The following is a 16,223-nucleotide window of genomic DNA, read 5'->3' on the forward strand; positions in this document are numbered from 1 at the left end:
CTGACAATACATATACTATATATAACTCCATTAAGACCCAAAAAGTTGCATATTTTATCTCGTTACTTTTACATCACCACATAATCACTTTTTCAAGCGTAATAAACAAGATTTCATGAAATAAAATATACCACAATAACATCGTAAGATTTCAACCATATTTTTCAATTATTCTAGTAATCTTTGCCCTACATAGGAATATATTGCGATGAAACAGACTACACTAAGAACAAGTCTATTAATCACGATTTCATAGATTACAGTTAAGCTTGCGTACTGTTCATTGTATCATACGTAGTGCTTAGCAACATCATGTTTTGGACCTATTTTAAATAGGTTAAATTTAGCATTTTTACCTAGTGCAAAAAGGGGAGGAATATCAATTGGAAGGTGTAAATTTATCTATGGATGTTGTCCACATGATAGCCAAGCTAGGAGATATGAAGGACGAGCATTATCGTAATACCCTTGCCATCAGTACAATCATCGAGCTTCTTGTAGACAAGGGGATTCTTACACGTGAGGAATTGGCTATCAAAGCCGATGAACTCGATCAATTTATGGCTTGCTCACCTTATCCCATGGTGTAGGTCGATCAAAGTAAGTGTCACATAACTTGAAATCCGTCTCTTTATAGAAACACCCACGCTCTTCCATGGCATCGCGCACGGTCATTTTGGCTAGGTCCATCATATTGTGGTCTCTACTTAAATGGGCCAAGTACGTACGTTTCGTATTTCCAGTAAGGAGCTCGCTCATCGCTTCGCCAGAAGCTTCATTCGAGAGATGCCCCATATCGCCTAAGATACGACGTTTGGTATTCCATGGATACCGACCCATTCGTAACAATTCAATATCATGGTTGGCTTCAAGAACCAGCACATCTGAATCCGCAATGGCCCGCTTCACTTTATCACTAACGTAACCCAGATCCGTAGCCACACTTAGCTTATCGTCGCCATCATAGAAACTATAGCCTACGGGTTCCGCTGCATCATGAGAAATACCGAATGATTCCACGCGAAGTGTACCGAAATCCTTTACTTCCCCGCTATCTAACACAATGCGATTTTCTTCTGATATTTTGCCAACCGATTTATTCATCGCATCCCATGTCTTCTCATTGGCATAGATCGGTAGATTATACTTACGAGCCACTGGACCCAAGCCCTTAATATGATCTGAATGTTCATGTGTAATGAGTATTCCGTCAATTTCGCCACCCGTAAGATCACGTTCTTGCAACAATTCATCAATCCGACGCGCACTGAATCCAGCATCGATCAATAACGTAGTTTCCCCATTCGTAACCACCGTTGCATTCCCTGTTGATCCACTTGATAGTACTGTAAATGATATCCCCATAAACGTTGTCCTACTCCTTTACTTTATCTGTCTTGGAACTAATAACGTCCCCACTGATGCCCTGTACATAATAAATTTCACTCTCTAACGTAAATCGCCATACCGGTGCCGCTACCTGATTCTCAGAGTTAAACATCTCTCCGTAATACCCTAGCTGAATATCTTTCACAGCTGAATTCTCTGGAATATAGTTATTATTAATGAGTTTGGCTAATGCGTCTGATGCATGTAACACCTTCTGCTCTTCCTCTTCGTTAGATGGAATGATTTCAGTTATTGATAACTGATAGGAAGTGATCTTCTGCTCACGATAGAACAACTTCAGCTTCAATTGATCATTAAAGAGTGGCCACTCGTTCTCAACTAAAGGATGGAATACGAAGGCCCCGTAATCACTTTCCATAGGATCATAACGATATTTCTTAAACTCAGGGATTTGCTTCTCTAGTGCTTTTGTTAACTCATCACCCATAAAGACTAACTTGCTATCTAGGGGTTCAATAAGATCCACAGGATCGTTATCCTCACTGTTAATAAAATGATAAGTAATCTTGGGAAGCGCTGGGGTTCGTGATGGAATCGGACATAACAGTTGAATGTTTTTTTCCTGCATGATCTTCTGTGTATTTTCATCGAGTGAGGTATAATCCAGGTTCGTACTTACTTGTTCCCTTACATCGGTCCACAACTGATAACCTAATACGAGATTTAACAGTAAAAAAGCGTAGATCAACACATTTTTAGCTCGTCCCCAATCCATCCTTGTCGCCCCCAATCGCACCTAAATATTATGAAATCAACTTCGTGTTCATTCTCTTAATCAAGCACCGTCTCTTCACCATTTCGTAGCTTAACCGCCCATACAGGGGATAAATGGAGTCCTTCATCATTACGTGTTGGCACGTAAGCAGGGTATAGGTCCACAATCGCAGATTTTTCACTTAGCATTTTTAATTTCGCTTTTAGCTGTTCACCGCCAGATAACACCTTGATTTGCTTGTTTTGTTCCTCCGATTTGATATAGATGAGAGAACGTTCATAAGCAGATACCGTGCCTTGATGCAGATCAAGCTTAATGGTACCGTATTGAAAATCTGATCTTTTCAAAATAGGGTAGTTGCCATAATACTGCTGAAATACAACTTCATTCTTACCTATTCCGCCTCCAGCAAGGCTTAATCGATAGTCACCATTCCAACCGCCATGTTGATTCACGAAATCAACTGCTGCAAGTACCTCTTTATCTAGATTGATTTCTCCAGCAGGTAGCGCAGCAGGATCCTTATAGCTCATCCACTTCTGTTCTTGCCTCACTGCCAAGCTTCGCTTACTATCCGTATATATTTCAGAACCATCCTTTTCCTTGATATTACGAGTAATACTTGAATCAACAAATAAGCTACGTTGCATTTGTTCTGCTGTATACACACCTATATTTAATGTAGATTCAACCATATCAACCGGTGCCTCAGGCATATAGTAGGCTCCATTTACGGTTGTATAGGGAATCCATGTTGCGCCGAAATCTACATGTTGCTGTACATCCTGCACGGTAAGATCGGCTTTACCTGCCTCATACACAACGCCACCTTCTGTACTGAAGAACAACGCATGTGCTTTCGATTCATTATTCACGTTATAAATCCAGACACGGTCAATGAGCTCTGCTTGAAATAATGAATCCGGTTGAATCTGCATCACACGTTGCAATAAGGTAACTGGCACACCCGCTCCAAACGTCAGTTCAATACCCGGATTATTCTGACGCATTTCTTTAAGATCGATATTCTGAATAGATCGCCGTTGAAAGCTATCGAAACTCCGACCCTCAAGTAGTGAGAAGATCAGATTATAAAATGTCGAGTCAGGATAAAAGATCGTATGTTTATCTGCTCCCATATGAATAATCATTTTGTCTGGATAAATAAGATTCTCCACATCGGTCTCTGGCCCCATATAGTCCGTCTTAATATAGTTAGTTGCAGACCTTATGATAGTGTCACTACCTGGAAGTCTATACATAAGATAATAACTCTCCACTAGACTACTCACGACCAACAAGACAAGCACGATAGACTTTAACTTCTCTTTCACGACAACACACCCCCTTCTTCAACCAAAGGAAGCGTGAAGCTGACCTTCGTACCTTGTCCCAATTCAGACTGTAAGGCTATGACGCCACCATGTGCACTAACAATTTCCCGGGCAATGGATAGACCAAGACCGGTTCCACCCATATTACGTGAGCGTGCCTTATCCACCCGATAGAATCGCTCAAATATACGATCCAAATCTTTCTTAGGAATACCAATCCCCGTATCCTGAACCGAAATCGCAAGGTTAGCTCCCTCTGTAAATCTAGCCTCCAACGTAACCACGCCACCCTCAGGTGTATATTTGAGCGAATTAGACACCAGATTATCAAGCACTTGGTCGATCTGGTCACGATCAAAGGATACGCTACCCATACCCTTGTCCACCTTAATTATGGATCGAATATTCCTCTGCTGCATTTGAAAAGAAAACCGATCCGTTACATCCTCCAACATTTCCAACACATCTGTTGGTTCTTTCCGAAGGAACGCTTCTTTGTTATCTAACCTAGATAAGTGAAGTAGATCTGTTACAAGGCGAATCATTCGTTCCGTCTCATTCTGGATTACGCCTACGAACCGAGGTCCCAGTTGTGCATCCTCTAATGCACCATCATCCAATGCTTCCGTATAACTCTTAATCGTCGTTAGTGGCGTACGCAATTCATGCGATACATTGGCCACGAATTCACGGCGAGACGCTTCCAACTTCTCTTGTTCCGTTACATCCTGTAGTACGGCTATCATACCTGTAATACCAAATTGTCTCCGGTGAATGGAAGTAAACGTCACTCGCACCTTATATGAAATAGCTAACTCTTCTCGATTGATCTCGAGTAATGCGGTACTGATTGATCCCTCTACAAAAGCTTGCGTCTGCTCAGCATCAAGTCCAAGTAATACAGTGATATCCCGATTATCCAATTCTTCCTCATCAAGGCTTAACATCGTGCCCGCGCGACGGTTCATCAGAATGATATGTCCCGCTTCATTCGTCGCTATCACACCATCACTCATATTCGTTAGAATGGATGCTAACTTCTCCTTCTCCTCTTCATTCTGCAAAAGTGCATTCCGAAGGCGACCCGTCATATAATTAAAGGCCTCACTCAATTGTCCAATTTCATCGTTACCGAACACCGGCATCTTCTGATCGAAGCTTCCTTCTGCCACCGCTGTAGCATGTCGTGTCATTTCTTTGATCGGCTGCGTAATGGTATGTGCTAGAATAACGCCAAGGATCGCAGTTAATCCTAGTGCAATCAACATACCTGATATAAATATATTGTTAACCCGCCCCATCGTATCGTGCAACTCATTCATGGCGGCTACTATATAAATCGCACCTACAATTTTACTATTATAAATAACAGGCTTTGCAACTACCCGTTTACGTTCATTATCCTCATCAATCATGTATTCCTCATTATCACTAATCCCTTGAAGCGCACGGCTCACGACCGTCTGTGTGTTCTTTCGTCCTACATAATCCTCATGAGCAGGTAAGGAGGTAATCAACACCTTCCCACTGGCATCAAGAACCTGAATCTCCACCCCACTAAGATTGAATAGATTGTTGACGATCACACCTAGGCTTTCCACAGAATTCTTCCCAGCCTCAACATCTCCACCTAATTTCTCGGCAGCCATCACAGACAATAACTCTGCTTGTTCTTGCAGGTCGTTGGTGAAATTACTAGTCAGCGAGTTTTTCATAGCGCTCACGAAATAGACGCCGATCAACTGCATGGCGATGAGAATCAAGAGCATATACACAATGATAAGTTTAGCTTGAATGGTGCCAAAGAAAGAGGCGAACTTCATTAGAGTCCACCGTTTTTAAGGCTTCGCATGACATAACCAAGGCCCCTACGTGTAAGAATATATTCTGGCTTACTAGGGTTCTCCTCAATTTTCTCACGTAGCCGACGAATGGTTACATCCACGGTACGTACATCACCAAAGTACTCAAATCCCCATACAGCCTGTAGCAAATGTTCACGGGTCATCACTTTACCTGCGTGTTTCACGAGATATACTAACAACTCATACTCTCGATGTGTGAGATCTAGTGGCTCACCATTCTTAAATACCAAATACATATCTGTATCAATAAACAACTCAAAGAGTTGTATACCTTGTTTCTCCGTAGGTGTTGTCGTTTTGGTCAATCTCCGCATATGTGCTTTGACACGGGCTAAGAGTTCACGTGTACTAAATGGCTTTGTTACATAATCATCTGCACCCATTTCTAATCCTAGCACCTTATCGATCTCGCCATCTTTAGCCGTAAGCATAATGATAGGGAAATGCAATTGAGCTGCCCGAATTTCCCGACATACGTCCATCCCATCTTTACCCGGTAGCATGAGGTCAAGCAACATCAAATCCGGCTTTTTGGATATGGCTAATTCAACAGCTGTAATGCCGTCAAAAGCACATATGACGTCATAGCCTTCTTTTTCTAAGTTGAATTTCAATATATCAGCAATGGGTTGTTCATCATCTACTACTAGAATTGTTCCTTGCATGAATGTATCCCACCTCATATTTCAACCATTGGTTGTTAATTCTCTTCCTATTTTACCACACCTGATGGCCTGCCACACACTCATTCCTTGCTCATAAATAGCAAAAAGAGCATCCCTATAGTATTCACAGTAGGTCATGCTCTTCTGCTATCTTAAAATAACGTTTGTTAATTCAAATATCTCATAGGGTTCTGAGCTACATTGTTCTTCTTGATCTCAAAATGTAAATGCGTACCTGTCGACCGCCCTGTATTCCCCATAATGCCAATACCATCGCCTTTATCAACCGTCTGCCCTTGACTTACGGTGATGCGACTCATGTGACCATATAGCGTTGTGTACCCATTACTATGATTAATAATCACGGCCTTGCCGTAACCACTAATGTTACCCGTAAAGGTAACGACACCTTCATCAGCGGCCATTATTGTACGATTTCCTGATACCATATCAATTCCCTTATGTTGTTTACCCCAGCGCGAACCATACGTACTCGATATGGTTGCACCCTTCACAGGCCAAGAGAATTGCCCCGATCCTTGTCCAGCGATCTTGGTTCCTTGTAACACGACTTCCGTAACGGAACCTTTGATCACTTCTTGACCTAGCCATTGTTCATCGACGACTTCACCGTTCTCTTTCGTCACCATATATTCCATGACCTTGAGTCCATCTTGCCCTGGACGAACAATCTTCGTCTTACCCGCAGGAAGCTCTGAAGTCTTTCTAATTTCAACTTCCGGTGCCGTCACAATCTCTTCAGATACCTGCTCAACCGTTGTAACTGTCACTGGGAGTTTCGGGACCGTTAACTTGATGGTATCTCCAATTTTAAGATACTTTTCCTTAATCTCAGGATTGTTAAGATAAATCTTTTTCTCGGAAATGTTATATCGCTTCACAATTGAGCTAAGCGTATCCCCTTCAGCAATCGTATAAATGATAGGAGCCTCTTCGGTTTTAGTGAGGAGATCCTTTACTGCCTCGGCGCTAAGCACCTTAGTAGGGTCTGTGTTAACTGACGCAACGTCTATCTTTTCTGCAATCTTAATTGATTTCACATTCGATGTTGGTACATCAGCTGTACTCATCGTAGATGCCATGACAGCTGTACTCATATTTTTGAGTTGGAGCTGTTTCACTTCTTTGGCTGGTAAGTACTGTTGTTTCACTTGTTGCAATATGCCGTCTACCGTTTCCTGATCCTTTACAATCGCAACGACTTTGCCGTCTATCTTCAGCTCTACCCCTTTAGCATAACCTGTTAGCATCCCGTTCAGCTTCTCGAGCGTTGCCTGACTATCCACTTCTGCTTTATAGGCTTCTTGCGCCTTAATCGTAATACCCTCTGTCTCGAGTGTCATTTCTACATCGGGATATTTATCCTTATATTCCTGCCGCTTCTGAGCATATAGTTGTTCAACTTCTGTTGGATTCTGCACGCTCCCGATCTTTTGACCCTTAACATACACGTTATAGTAGGCAATCTTGTTCGCAGTCACATACTGATTACCTGCGAATACAAGCCCCACGATTAGAAGGACTCCAGCTACTACAATCGTCATCCATTGCTTTCTCTGTCCTTTGTTCCCAAACATATCTCGTAACCATGATGATTGCTGGGTAGGTAATTTCATGCTGTTCTCATCTTCTTGTTGAATAGGTGTGAACTTGTCCCACATTTTCCCTATCCAGCGCATAACGTTGAAACCCTTCATGGTTTTTCTCCTTTACAACCAACTAGTTAGTATAGATAGATCCTTAGAGGCTCTATCTCACTCATAAGTGTTGCTCAATTCCAAATGTTTATAATACCCAATAAAATGAATTTTAATTATTATAATTGTAAATTAACTTACACTAAAAGGTTTCAAAAATTTAACCTTTAGGACTCCTTGTTTACTTTAACATAACATTTACAATCATTTCAACCTTAGGGAAACGACAAAAAACCCGCGGTTTACGGGTGTTTTTTGTCGTTTCCCTATATTTACATTAATAATTAACTTATGACAATTCAGTGATTACTGCCACTATTTTCATGGTTTGAGTAGCTTCATCAACTTAGCATACTCATCATCACTTAAATACTTCGATATAATCCCCTCTACTTGCTTCAGTTCTTGTTCTGTCAGACCGTCCTCCATAGCTACGGTAATCTCCTGTACTTTCTCTTGTGGAAGTTTAGTCATTAATATGTTAAATATCTCTTCCTTCTCACTAGTTGGTAGGTCGTCTTTCTTCCGAACAAGGTCATCTGGTGAGACAATAACCTGTTGATCCTCTTGCCCTACTCCAGCAGCCTCCGTGTGCATTTCTCCCATCACTGGCGTTGCATCGACAGGTGCTTCTTTATCTACATCTTCCGGTGATTCCTCTATACCTGATCCTGAGGAAGTTCCACCATTCTCTGTGGTTTCACTCTTATTCGTTGTTTCCGAGTCCTTAGATAGACCTGGAGATTCTGCTACTCTTTCATTATCTTCCTTACCGATTTCTGACTTGTTATCCTTGATATCATTACCCTCTACTACGTTCGTAGAATCCTTTTTTCCCATCAGTCCTTGTAATACACTTCCCCAAGCAAAGGGCTGACCCTCAAGCTGTATATTAAAGCTCGCTAACATAGACTTGATATAGGCATTCACTACCAACCCTGTCGTGAACATGCTTAATGTACTAACCATGACGACAATTAGAATCATCTTACCTAACCAACCCATAAATTTCATTCCTAGTCCTCCTTTACTGCCCCTGATCCGATATCCTTGATTTCATTCTCATTGACAGTATTGACTAGAAGGATCCACTTTAACCCAAGTTATTCCATAAATATAACGCAAAAAAGAACCGCCTATCACAATGTGACAAGCGGACTCATATGGTTGTTCATGAAATTATATTCTACTCGTAAATTTTAATAACTTGGTTCGTCTGATCGCGATTACGTCCTACAGAGAAGATCGCAATTGGAATTCCAGTAAGTTCTGCAACGCGAGTTACATAATTACGTGTATTCTCTGGAAGTTCTTCAAGCGTCTTAACACCTGTAATATCTTCACTCCAACCTGGCAACTCTTCATATACAGCTTCACATTCAGCAAGTTGCTTCAAGCTAGCAGGATACGTAGTAATAACTTCGCCACGGAATTTATATCCCGTACAGATCTTAACCGTTTCAAGACCCGACAATACATCAAGGGAGTTCAGAGATAATCCTGTAATACCACTTACACGACGTGCATGGCGGACAACAACACTGTCGAACCAACCTACACGACGCGCACGTCCTGTAACCGTTCCGTATTCATGACCTGTTTCGCGGATATAGTCTCCAACTTCATTGTTTAATTCCGTAGGGAAAGGACCATCACCTACACGCGTAGTATAGGATTTAGCTACCCCAATAACCTGTTGAATCTTGGATGGACCTACACCAGAACCGATACATACACCACCAGCAGATGGGTTGGATGAAGTAACATAAGGATACGTTCCTTGGTCAATATCCAACATCACACCTTGAGCACCTTCAAACAGTACTTTACGGTCCGCATCAATAGCATCATTCAATACAACCGATGTATCCGTTACATACGGGCGAATGAATTCGGCATACTCTAGATACTGCTTCAGTATTTCTTCTACATCAAGTGGAGCTTCACCATATACCTGTTGAAGAAGATGATTCTTCTCAAGCATCATGTGACGAAGTCTTAATTCGAACTCTTCAGCATCCATCAAGTCAGAGATACGAATACCGTTACGTGCTGCTTTATCCATGTAACAAGGGCCAATCCCTTTACGTGTCGTACCAATCTTATTGTCACCTTTACGATCTTCTTCTAACGCATCTAGAACCATATGATAAGGCATAATGACATGCGCACGGTCACTAATTACCAAGTTATTTGTTGTAAATCCATTGTCATGAATATATGTGATCTCTTCAATAAGAGCAGCTGGATTAATGACCATTCCGTTACCAATCACGCATATTTTATCTTCATAAAATACGCCAGACGGAATAAGACTCAGCTTATATTTTTTATCGTCAATCAGAATGGTATGGCCGGCATTGTTTCCTCCCTGATATCGAGCTACTACATCTGCGCTCTCCGCCAGAAAGTCAGTAATTTTGCCTTTGCCTTCGTCTCCCCATTGTGTTCCCACAACGACTACTGTTGACATATTCATTCCCCTTTTGGTGCTAACACACCTATTATTATTTCCCACGCATTAGGTTTAGCATATGATTAATATTCCCAAACCATTCACTTCGCATTGATTGAACCACCGTTTGCATTCCCAATTCAAATTATATATAAAGAAAAATCATCGGGAATCCGTCTTTAGTTCATTCTATCTAGCGGCAATAATAAGTTTAACAGCCCACATTTTCAATGTCAAATCAAAAACGAACAATCACACGTCGATAAGTGCGATTGTTCGGAAATGGATTGTATTATTGCCAAGCTACTAACTTCGTTACGATATTATTATGCAAAAGAGTCAGAGTGCGCTCTCTCATAATTAACAAACTTATTGAAATTCTTGAGAAATACGAGTTCAACCGTTCCAACTGGACCGTTACGTTGCTTCGCAATAATGATCTCAATGATGTTCTTTTTCTCTGAATCTGCATTATAGTAATCATCGCGGTAAAGAAAAGAAACAATATCAGCATCTTGCTCAATCGATCCAGATTCCCGCAAGTCACTCATCATCGGACGTTTATCTTGCCGCTGCTCAACACCTCGGCTTAACTGAGATAATGCTATCACAGGTAATTCAAGCTCACGAGCAATCTGCTTCAACGTACGAGAGATCTCAGAGACTTCCTGTTGGCGATTCTCCCCACCCTTACCGCGACCTTGGATCAACTGTAGATAGTCAATCACGATCATTCCAAGACCCTTTTCTTTCTTCAATCGACGGCATTTCGCCCGAATATCGGCTACGGTCACCCCTGGTGTATCATCAATATAAATTTGCGCTTCGGATAACGACGAGATTCCCATCGTAAGTTTCGCCCAATCATCATCTTTAAATTCCCCAGTTCTCATCACGTTCGCGTCCAGATTCGCTTCGGCACAAATCATACGCTGTACAAGCTGAGGCGCTGACATTTCTAGACTGAATATGGCTACCGTTTCATTAGCACGAACAGCAACATTCTGTGCAATATTCAGTGCAAAGGCGGTTTTACCAACGGAAGGTCTTGCCGCTACGATAATCAAGTCATTGCGCTGAAAACCATTCGTCATCTTATCAAGATCCACGAAACCCGTTGGGATACCAGACGTACCCCCTTTGTTCTCATGCAACATCTCTACCTTATCGAACACTTCCATAAGCACGTCTTTAATTACGACGAACCCGCTTCCACTACGTCGATTGGAGATCTCTAAGATCTTGCGCTCTGCATCCCCGAGCATCCCAGAGACATCTTCTCCACCTGTATAACCTTCACTAACAATATGAGTCGCTGTACGAATTAAGCGGCGCAACATCGATTTCTCCTCAATAATCTGAGCATAATAATCGACGTTGGCAGCCGTTGGTACAGCATGAGCAAGCTTCGCTAGATAACTAACGCCGCCAATCTCCTCTAGTTGTCCGCGATCCTGTAAAAGAGAAGTCAATGTGATCAGATCAATCGGTTGATTGGCCTCACCTAGATTTAACATGGCTTCAAAGATCAATTGGTGCGGCTTATCATAGAAATCTTCCGTGTGAACACGCTCCATCACGGTAATGATAGCTTCATCTTGCAGCAATATCGCACCTATAACAGCCTGCTCTGCCTCCAGGTTCTGAGGAGGAATTCGATCGTAAAAGACCTCTCCGCCCATCTTAACCCTCCGTTACTTGGACCTTCAGTGTTGCTTTCACTTCAGGGTGCAGCTTCACTGGCACTTGGGTAACACCCAAGGTGCGAATCGGGTCATTTAATTCTATTTTACGTTTATCAATCTTCACGCCATTAGCTGCAAGAACTTCTGTGATCTGTTTACTTGTGATCGCTCCGAAAAGGCGACCGCCTTCTCCTGATTTAGCTTTAAGCTCAATCGTCATTTCTTCAAGCTTCTTACCTAGTTCAGCTGCTTCGTCTTTCTCTTGTTGTTTACGTTTTTGCTCTGCAGATGTTTGATTCTCAAGCGTCTTCATGTTGCCATCTGTTGCTGAACGTGCTAATCCACGAGGAAATAGAAAATTTGCTGCATATCCTTCTGATACTTCCTTAACATCACCTTTTTTAGCCTGACCCTTAATATCTTTTATAAATATAACTTTCATTCGAATAAACCCTCTTTCTCTTCAATTTGCGTTAATACGTCTAGTAATCTAACTTCAGCTTCACTAACGGTACATTTCAATTGCACTGCAGCATTCGTCAAATGGCCGCCGCCACCTAAACTTTCCATGACGACTTGTACGTTCATACGCCCTAAAGAACGAGCACTTATCCCAATCATACCATCTGGACGTTCGCTGATCACGAAAGAAGCTACTACATCTGTCATGGTCAGAAGTGTGTCTGCCACCTGAGCTATTAATAATTGCGGGATGACGACACCTAATTCTGTCACCGCTAAAGCGATATGACCGTGAATCATCTTCGCCTTCTTAATAATCTCAGCCTTAGCCAAGTATTCCTGAAGATCCTCTTTCAACATCCGTTCAATCATCACTGTATCTGCGCCACTTCGGCGTAGAAATCCAGCTGCTTCAAAGGTACGCGAACCCGTATGAAGTGCAAAATGTTTCGTATCAACGATAATACCAGCTAACAACATCGTAGCTTCCAGTGGACTGAGTTGTATCTTGTCATGTATATACTGCAGCAATTCAGTTACCAATTCACATGCTGAGGACGCGTATGGCTCCATATAGAAAAGAACAGCATCATTAATAAATTCTTCACTACGACGATGATGATCTACCACTACAATTCGGGTAGCATTATGCACGAGCTTCGGCTCCATCGTCATGGACGCCTTATGCGTATCCACCACGACTAACAAACTATGTGCTGTAAGCATCTGCAAAGCTTGTTCTGGCGATACAAACCGTTCGGATAACTTCTCATCCTTCTCAACTTGTATTAGCATTTGCTCGATGGAGGGGTTACTTCCTGATAGCACAATATACGCATCCACATTGTACATCTGCGCTGCCTTCAGCACCCCAATTGAAGCACCTATCGCGTCCATATCTGGCATCCGATGTCCCATGATGAATACCTTGTCGCTCTCTTGCATGAGATCACGAAGCGCATGGGCAATAACCCTAGCACGAACGCGTGTCCGTCTCTCTACTGCATTCGATTTACCACCATAGAATGATAAGCGTTGCTCCGCTTTCACCGCAGCCTGATCACCGCCACGCCCAAGCGCCATGTCAAGACTGGTCTGCGCGAGTTCTCCTAGTTCAGATATATCCTCAGGACCAAATGCGAGCCCTATACTAAGCGTCATAGGTACTTTTAGATCCGCGGTCATTTCTCGTACTTCATCTAGAATAACGAACCGGCTTTTCTCTAGCTCCTGAAGAGACTTATAACTTAACATCATAAGATAACGATCCGAAGAAAGACGCCGTAAATATACTTTGTATGTCTTAGCCCAAGCGGTTATTTCATTAGCCACTTTGGCAATAAGAGCAGTACGTTGTTGGTCATCCATACCTTGTGATGCTTCGTCAAGATTATCTAGATTGATGATCCCCAAGGCTAGCTTCTCATTTGCATAACGCGTTCTGAGTACAACAAGCTCTGATATTTCATGTAGATAAATAAGTCGTTCATCCGGAATCACAGTCAGTTGATAATATCGATCTTCAATCAATACTTCCATCTGATGTTCTTTGTATGCGTGATCTTTGCTACCCTCTTTTTTATCACCAAATGATACAGGCAATTGAGGGAAAACATCCTGCAAGGCCGATCCAATCATTGACTTACGTCCAAACATTACGCTCACGTAACGGTTACTCCACTCAATCGTCCGATCCTCGCTGTACAGTAGTATACCAAAGGGAAGCATACTTACAGCTTCGCCTTCCACTCGTTTGATACGGAAGGATAATCCATTGATATATTCGAGTAAATCTTTGCGGAACGCCATTTCTGTCTTTAACATCAAATAGCTAAGGACGCCAACAATGCACAGACTAATAATGCCAAGTGGCCAATTGTACCACGATACAAAGATGACAAGCAGAAGTAGAAGCATGAACGCCCAGACGCTATGGTAGCCGTGCCAGCGTTTTTGTAGAAATTTTGGCATGACTTCTCATCCTATCATTTTGATTTAGTCATCAGCTTACGTAGTGGAAACGCGATATCTATAATACCGATGATAGCCATCGGTGGGAACAGAAACACAGGTACTGCTATTAAGAACGGGATAATAGGGTGCCATTTGCGGTGATATGCTACATAGAAGAAGAACCCCATCGCTTGGATACAAAAGAATATATTCAGCATGGGAACTAAATTTGCAGATATCATCGTTAAATAACTACTTTCAGAGTTGAAAGCCATGAACTCAAGAACAACACCGAGCAAATAGTACCAGATTAATGACCTTGGAAACATCCACTCTCTAACAGGTTTCAACCTCGTTGTAGTGTAACCCAAACGCCCTAGAATAGGACGAGTAATCGCATGTGCAATAATTGATAACATGAAAGAACTAAGAATCAATGCAAATGGAATCCTTTGCACTGTCATATTCATCAGGCTATCCACATATTCTTTCGTCAACACAAAATCTTTCGTAAGCGCACTTCCTCCAACCATTTCTTGCATTGGTTTCACAGCTATATTCACCATATCCTGCACATACCCTGACAAATCGAATTGGAACAATACCGTCCCGATTAAGAGAAGCAAAAGCATTTCCACCAGAATCGTAGCTGCTCCAACGACAATCGTCCGTAAAGCAGATGCACGTCTCTTATAACATCTACCCATCAGAATAGCTGGAATTACAAAATACAAAGCCAAAAACAAGTACACTGGATGAATAATAAAAGCTATCAGCCAGACTGGAACAACATGAATAAAGAACTGCTTCGTGTTCAATATGTTATACAGCACAATCACAGGTACAATCAATAAAAATGCAGTGATCATCGATAGGCTAGTAAGTAAAGAGAGGATGAGGAGTAAATAAGCTCCAGTCCAGAGTAACGTAGTAGAACGCGATTTCAAATCAATTCACCTCTTACGCAAATGTTCTTCAAGTGTTGAAATATCTTGGTACCATTCTTCTAACTGATGTCCTTCTTGCTTATGCTTTTTGAGTTTGTCTATCAACAGCTCATCGATCTCCCGATAAGACACGCCCAGCCTTCGTCCCAGAATATAGGAGCTCATAATCAGGCTAGCTATGCTGTCACTTACACGGGCTGTACTCCCTTCCCATAACGCCTTAAATAGGCGGGATACATGATCGACCACCTCGGTCTTTAGCCATTCAATCACTTTAGCACGTTTGGCTACATCCAAATCCTTTGGCATGTTAGACACATTAACCTCCCCAAGTGGAAACGGCAGTGCCGCCCTATTTTAAGGACAGTACCCGTTTTAGCAGAAATATAAGGAATAGAGTATCGAGTGAAACTTATACTGACTTATATTTTGAAAAAGCTTTATTCTCGATTATATCACAAAAAGGTGTTCCCTACACCCAAAGCTTCTGGCAAGAAGAGCATACATCATCGAAGTTACCTGTATTAAGAATTAGAATTTGTCGATTCTCTAGTTACAAATTTTTCGCAATATTCAATAACTTGACTTCTACGTACAATACCAATAAAACGGTTCATGTCATCCACTACAGGAACAAAGTTCTGAACTTTGGCTAAACTAATCAAGTCTTCCATGTTGGCATCTATCGAAACAGGCTTATTGCTCATCTTAATAGGAATATCCTTGATTAGAAACTTGGAAGCATTCTCAAAAGTAACTTTTCCTTCGGAGTTTTTCATGTACCATAATAAGTCGCCTTCCGTAATCGTTCCAGCATACTCACCTTTATTATCCAACATAGGTACGGAAGTATACCTGTGGAACTCCATTCGTTCAAGCGTCTGCCTTAGCGTCGATTCAAGCGTCAAACATACCACTTCCTGTTTAGGAAGTAGGAAAAATGCAATATTCATATAAAACAATTCCTCCCTAATTCTTAATACAACTTCTCTTCCTTCATACGTTTGCAACCTA

General features: G+C 41.8%; 15 protein-coding genes. 1 reads left to right on the top strand and 14 read right to left on the bottom strand.

Translation table 11 applies throughout. The features are described from left to right. Window positions 1–404 precede the first annotated feature (404 nt). A complete protein-coding gene (locus PBAT_RS07165; RefSeq protein ID WP_068589447.1) occupies window positions 405–590 on the top strand; it encodes a hypothetical protein in 186 nt (61 codons plus the stop codon). Here PBAT_RS07165 and PBAT_RS07170 read toward each other — a convergent pair. The 14 genes from PBAT_RS07170 to PBAT_RS07235 form a co-directional block, all read right to left on the bottom strand. Further along, on the bottom strand, window positions 559–1,365 hold the full coding sequence (locus PBAT_RS07170; protein WP_068647965.1) for an MBL fold metallo-hydrolase: 807 nt from the start codon (window positions 1,363–1,365) through the stop codon (window positions 559–561). The two genes, PBAT_RS07165 and PBAT_RS07170, sit on opposite strands and share 32 nt — an antisense overlap. Window positions 1,366–1,375: 10 nt before the next feature. Further along, entirely contained in the window at window positions 1,376–2,125 is a 750-nt protein-coding gene (gene yycI / locus PBAT_RS07175; RefSeq protein ID WP_068647967.1) for a two-component system regulatory protein YycI, read from the bottom strand. A 56-nt stretch (window positions 2,126–2,181) separates the two neighbouring features. Continuing rightward, complete coding sequence (locus PBAT_RS07180; protein ID WP_068647969.1) at window positions 2,182–3,459, bottom strand: YycH family regulatory protein; 1,278 nt, start codon at window positions 3,457–3,459, stop codon at window positions 2,182–2,184. Beyond that, window positions 3,456–5,282 (bottom strand): cell wall metabolism sensor histidine kinase WalK, encoded by a 1,827-nt coding sequence (gene walK / locus PBAT_RS07185; protein ID WP_068647971.1) that lies wholly within the window; start codon window positions 5,280–5,282, stop codon window positions 3,456–3,458. The genes PBAT_RS07180 and walK overlap by 4 nt, the downstream gene beginning before the upstream one ends. Beyond that, window positions 5,282–5,989: a response regulator YycF gene (yycF, locus tag PBAT_RS07190; protein ID WP_068647973.1), complete on the bottom strand. Its 708-nt coding sequence runs from the start codon at window positions 5,987–5,989 to the stop codon at window positions 5,282–5,284. The genes walK and yycF overlap by 1 nt, the downstream gene beginning before the upstream one ends. Before the next feature lie 167 nt (window positions 5,990–6,156). Then, window positions 6,157–7,707: a M23 family metallopeptidase gene (locus tag PBAT_RS07195; protein ID WP_068647975.1), complete on the bottom strand. Its 1,551-nt coding sequence runs from the start codon at window positions 7,705–7,707 to the stop codon at window positions 6,157–6,159. A 321-nt stretch (window positions 7,708–8,028) separates the two neighbouring features. Further along, on the bottom strand, window positions 8,029–8,721 hold the full coding sequence (locus tag PBAT_RS07200) for a hypothetical protein (RefSeq protein WP_068647977.1): 693 nt from the start codon (window positions 8,719–8,721) through the stop codon (window positions 8,029–8,031). A gap of 172 nt (window positions 8,722–8,893) precedes the next feature. Continuing rightward, window positions 8,894–10,180 carry an adenylosuccinate synthase gene (locus tag PBAT_RS07205; RefSeq protein WP_068647980.1) on the bottom strand — a complete coding sequence of 429 codons (1,287 nt, stop codon included), beginning with the start codon at window positions 10,178–10,180 and terminating at the stop codon, window positions 8,894–8,896. 308 nt (window positions 10,181–10,488) lie between these two features. After that, window positions 10,489–11,844 (bottom strand): replicative DNA helicase, encoded by a 1,356-nt coding sequence (gene dnaB, locus PBAT_RS07210; protein WP_068647982.1) that lies wholly within the window; start codon window positions 11,842–11,844, stop codon window positions 10,489–10,491. A 1-nt stretch (window position 11,845) separates the two neighbouring features. Further along, window positions 11,846–12,289, bottom strand: a complete 444-nt coding sequence (gene rplI / locus PBAT_RS07215; protein ID WP_068647984.1) for a 50S ribosomal protein L9 — start codon at window positions 12,287–12,289, stop codon at window positions 11,846–11,848. Further along, window positions 12,286–14,280, bottom strand: a complete 1,995-nt coding sequence (locus PBAT_RS07220) for a DHH family phosphoesterase (protein ID WP_068647986.1) — start codon at window positions 14,278–14,280, stop codon at window positions 12,286–12,288. The genes rplI and PBAT_RS07220 overlap by 4 nt, the downstream gene beginning before the upstream one ends. Window positions 14,281–14,294: 14 nt before the next feature. After that, entirely contained in the window at window positions 14,295–15,209 is a 915-nt protein-coding gene (locus PBAT_RS07225; protein ID WP_068647988.1) for a DUF2232 domain-containing protein, read from the bottom strand. 6 nt (window positions 15,210–15,215) lie between these two features. Continuing rightward, window positions 15,216–15,518 (bottom strand): MazG-like family protein, encoded by a 303-nt coding sequence (locus PBAT_RS07230; protein ID WP_068589342.1) that lies wholly within the window; start codon window positions 15,516–15,518, stop codon window positions 15,216–15,218. A 215-nt stretch (window positions 15,519–15,733) separates the two neighbouring features. Next, window positions 15,734–16,162 carry a CBS domain-containing protein gene (locus tag PBAT_RS07235; RefSeq protein ID WP_068647990.1) on the bottom strand — a complete coding sequence of 143 codons (429 nt, stop codon included), beginning with the start codon at window positions 16,160–16,162 and terminating at the stop codon, window positions 15,734–15,736. Window positions 16,163–16,223: the final 61 nt, after the last annotated feature.

Source organism: Paenibacillus antarcticus, from assembly GCF_001637225.1.
Lineage (GTDB): Bacteria > Bacillota > Bacilli > Paenibacillales > Paenibacillaceae > Paenibacillus_AQ > Paenibacillus_AQ antarcticus.

Bases quoted from the DNA above. Each gene is read 5' to 3' on its own strand.
- PBAT_RS07205 (WP_068647980.1), bottom strand. From the start codon at position 10,180: ATGTCAACAGTAGTCGTTGTGGGAACACAATGGGGAGACGAAGGCAAA.
- PBAT_RS07170 (WP_068647965.1), bottom strand. From the start codon at position 1,365: ATGGGGATATCATTTACAGTACTATCAAGTGGATCAACAGGGAATGCA.
- walK (WP_068647971.1), bottom strand. From the start codon at position 5,282: ATGAAGTTCGCCTCTTTCTTTGGCACCATTCAAGCTAAACTTATCATT.
- yycI (WP_068647967.1), bottom strand. From the start codon at position 2,125: ATGGATTGGGGACGAGCTAAAAATGTGTTGATCTACGCTTTTTTACTG.
- PBAT_RS07200 (WP_068647977.1), bottom strand. From the start codon at position 8,721: ATGAAATTTATGGGTTGGTTAGGTAAGATGATTCTAATTGTCGTCATG.
- PBAT_RS07235 (WP_068647990.1), bottom strand. From the start codon at position 16,162: ATGAATATTGCATTTTTCCTACTTCCTAAACAGGAAGTGGTATGTTTG.
- rplI (WP_068647984.1), bottom strand. From the start codon at position 12,289: ATGAAAGTTATATTTATAAAAGATATTAAGGGTCAGGCTAAAAAAGGT.
- dnaB (WP_068647982.1), bottom strand. From the start codon at position 11,844: ATGGGCGGAGAGGTCTTTTACGATCGAATTCCTCCTCAGAACCTGGAG.
- PBAT_RS07220 (WP_068647986.1), bottom strand. From the start codon at position 14,280: ATGCCAAAATTTCTACAAAAACGCTGGCACGGCTACCATAGCGTCTGG.
- PBAT_RS07165 (WP_068589447.1), top strand. From the start codon at position 405: ATGGATGTTGTCCACATGATAGCCAAGCTAGGAGATATGAAGGACGAG.
- PBAT_RS07230 (WP_068589342.1), bottom strand. From the start codon at position 15,518: ATGCCAAAGGATTTGGATGTAGCCAAACGTGCTAAAGTGATTGAATGG.
- yycF (WP_068647973.1), bottom strand. From the start codon at position 5,989: ATGCAAGGAACAATTCTAGTAGTAGATGATGAACAACCCATTGCTGAT.
- PBAT_RS07195 (WP_068647975.1), bottom strand. From the start codon at position 7,707: ATGAAGGGTTTCAACGTTATGCGCTGGATAGGGAAAATGTGGGACAAG.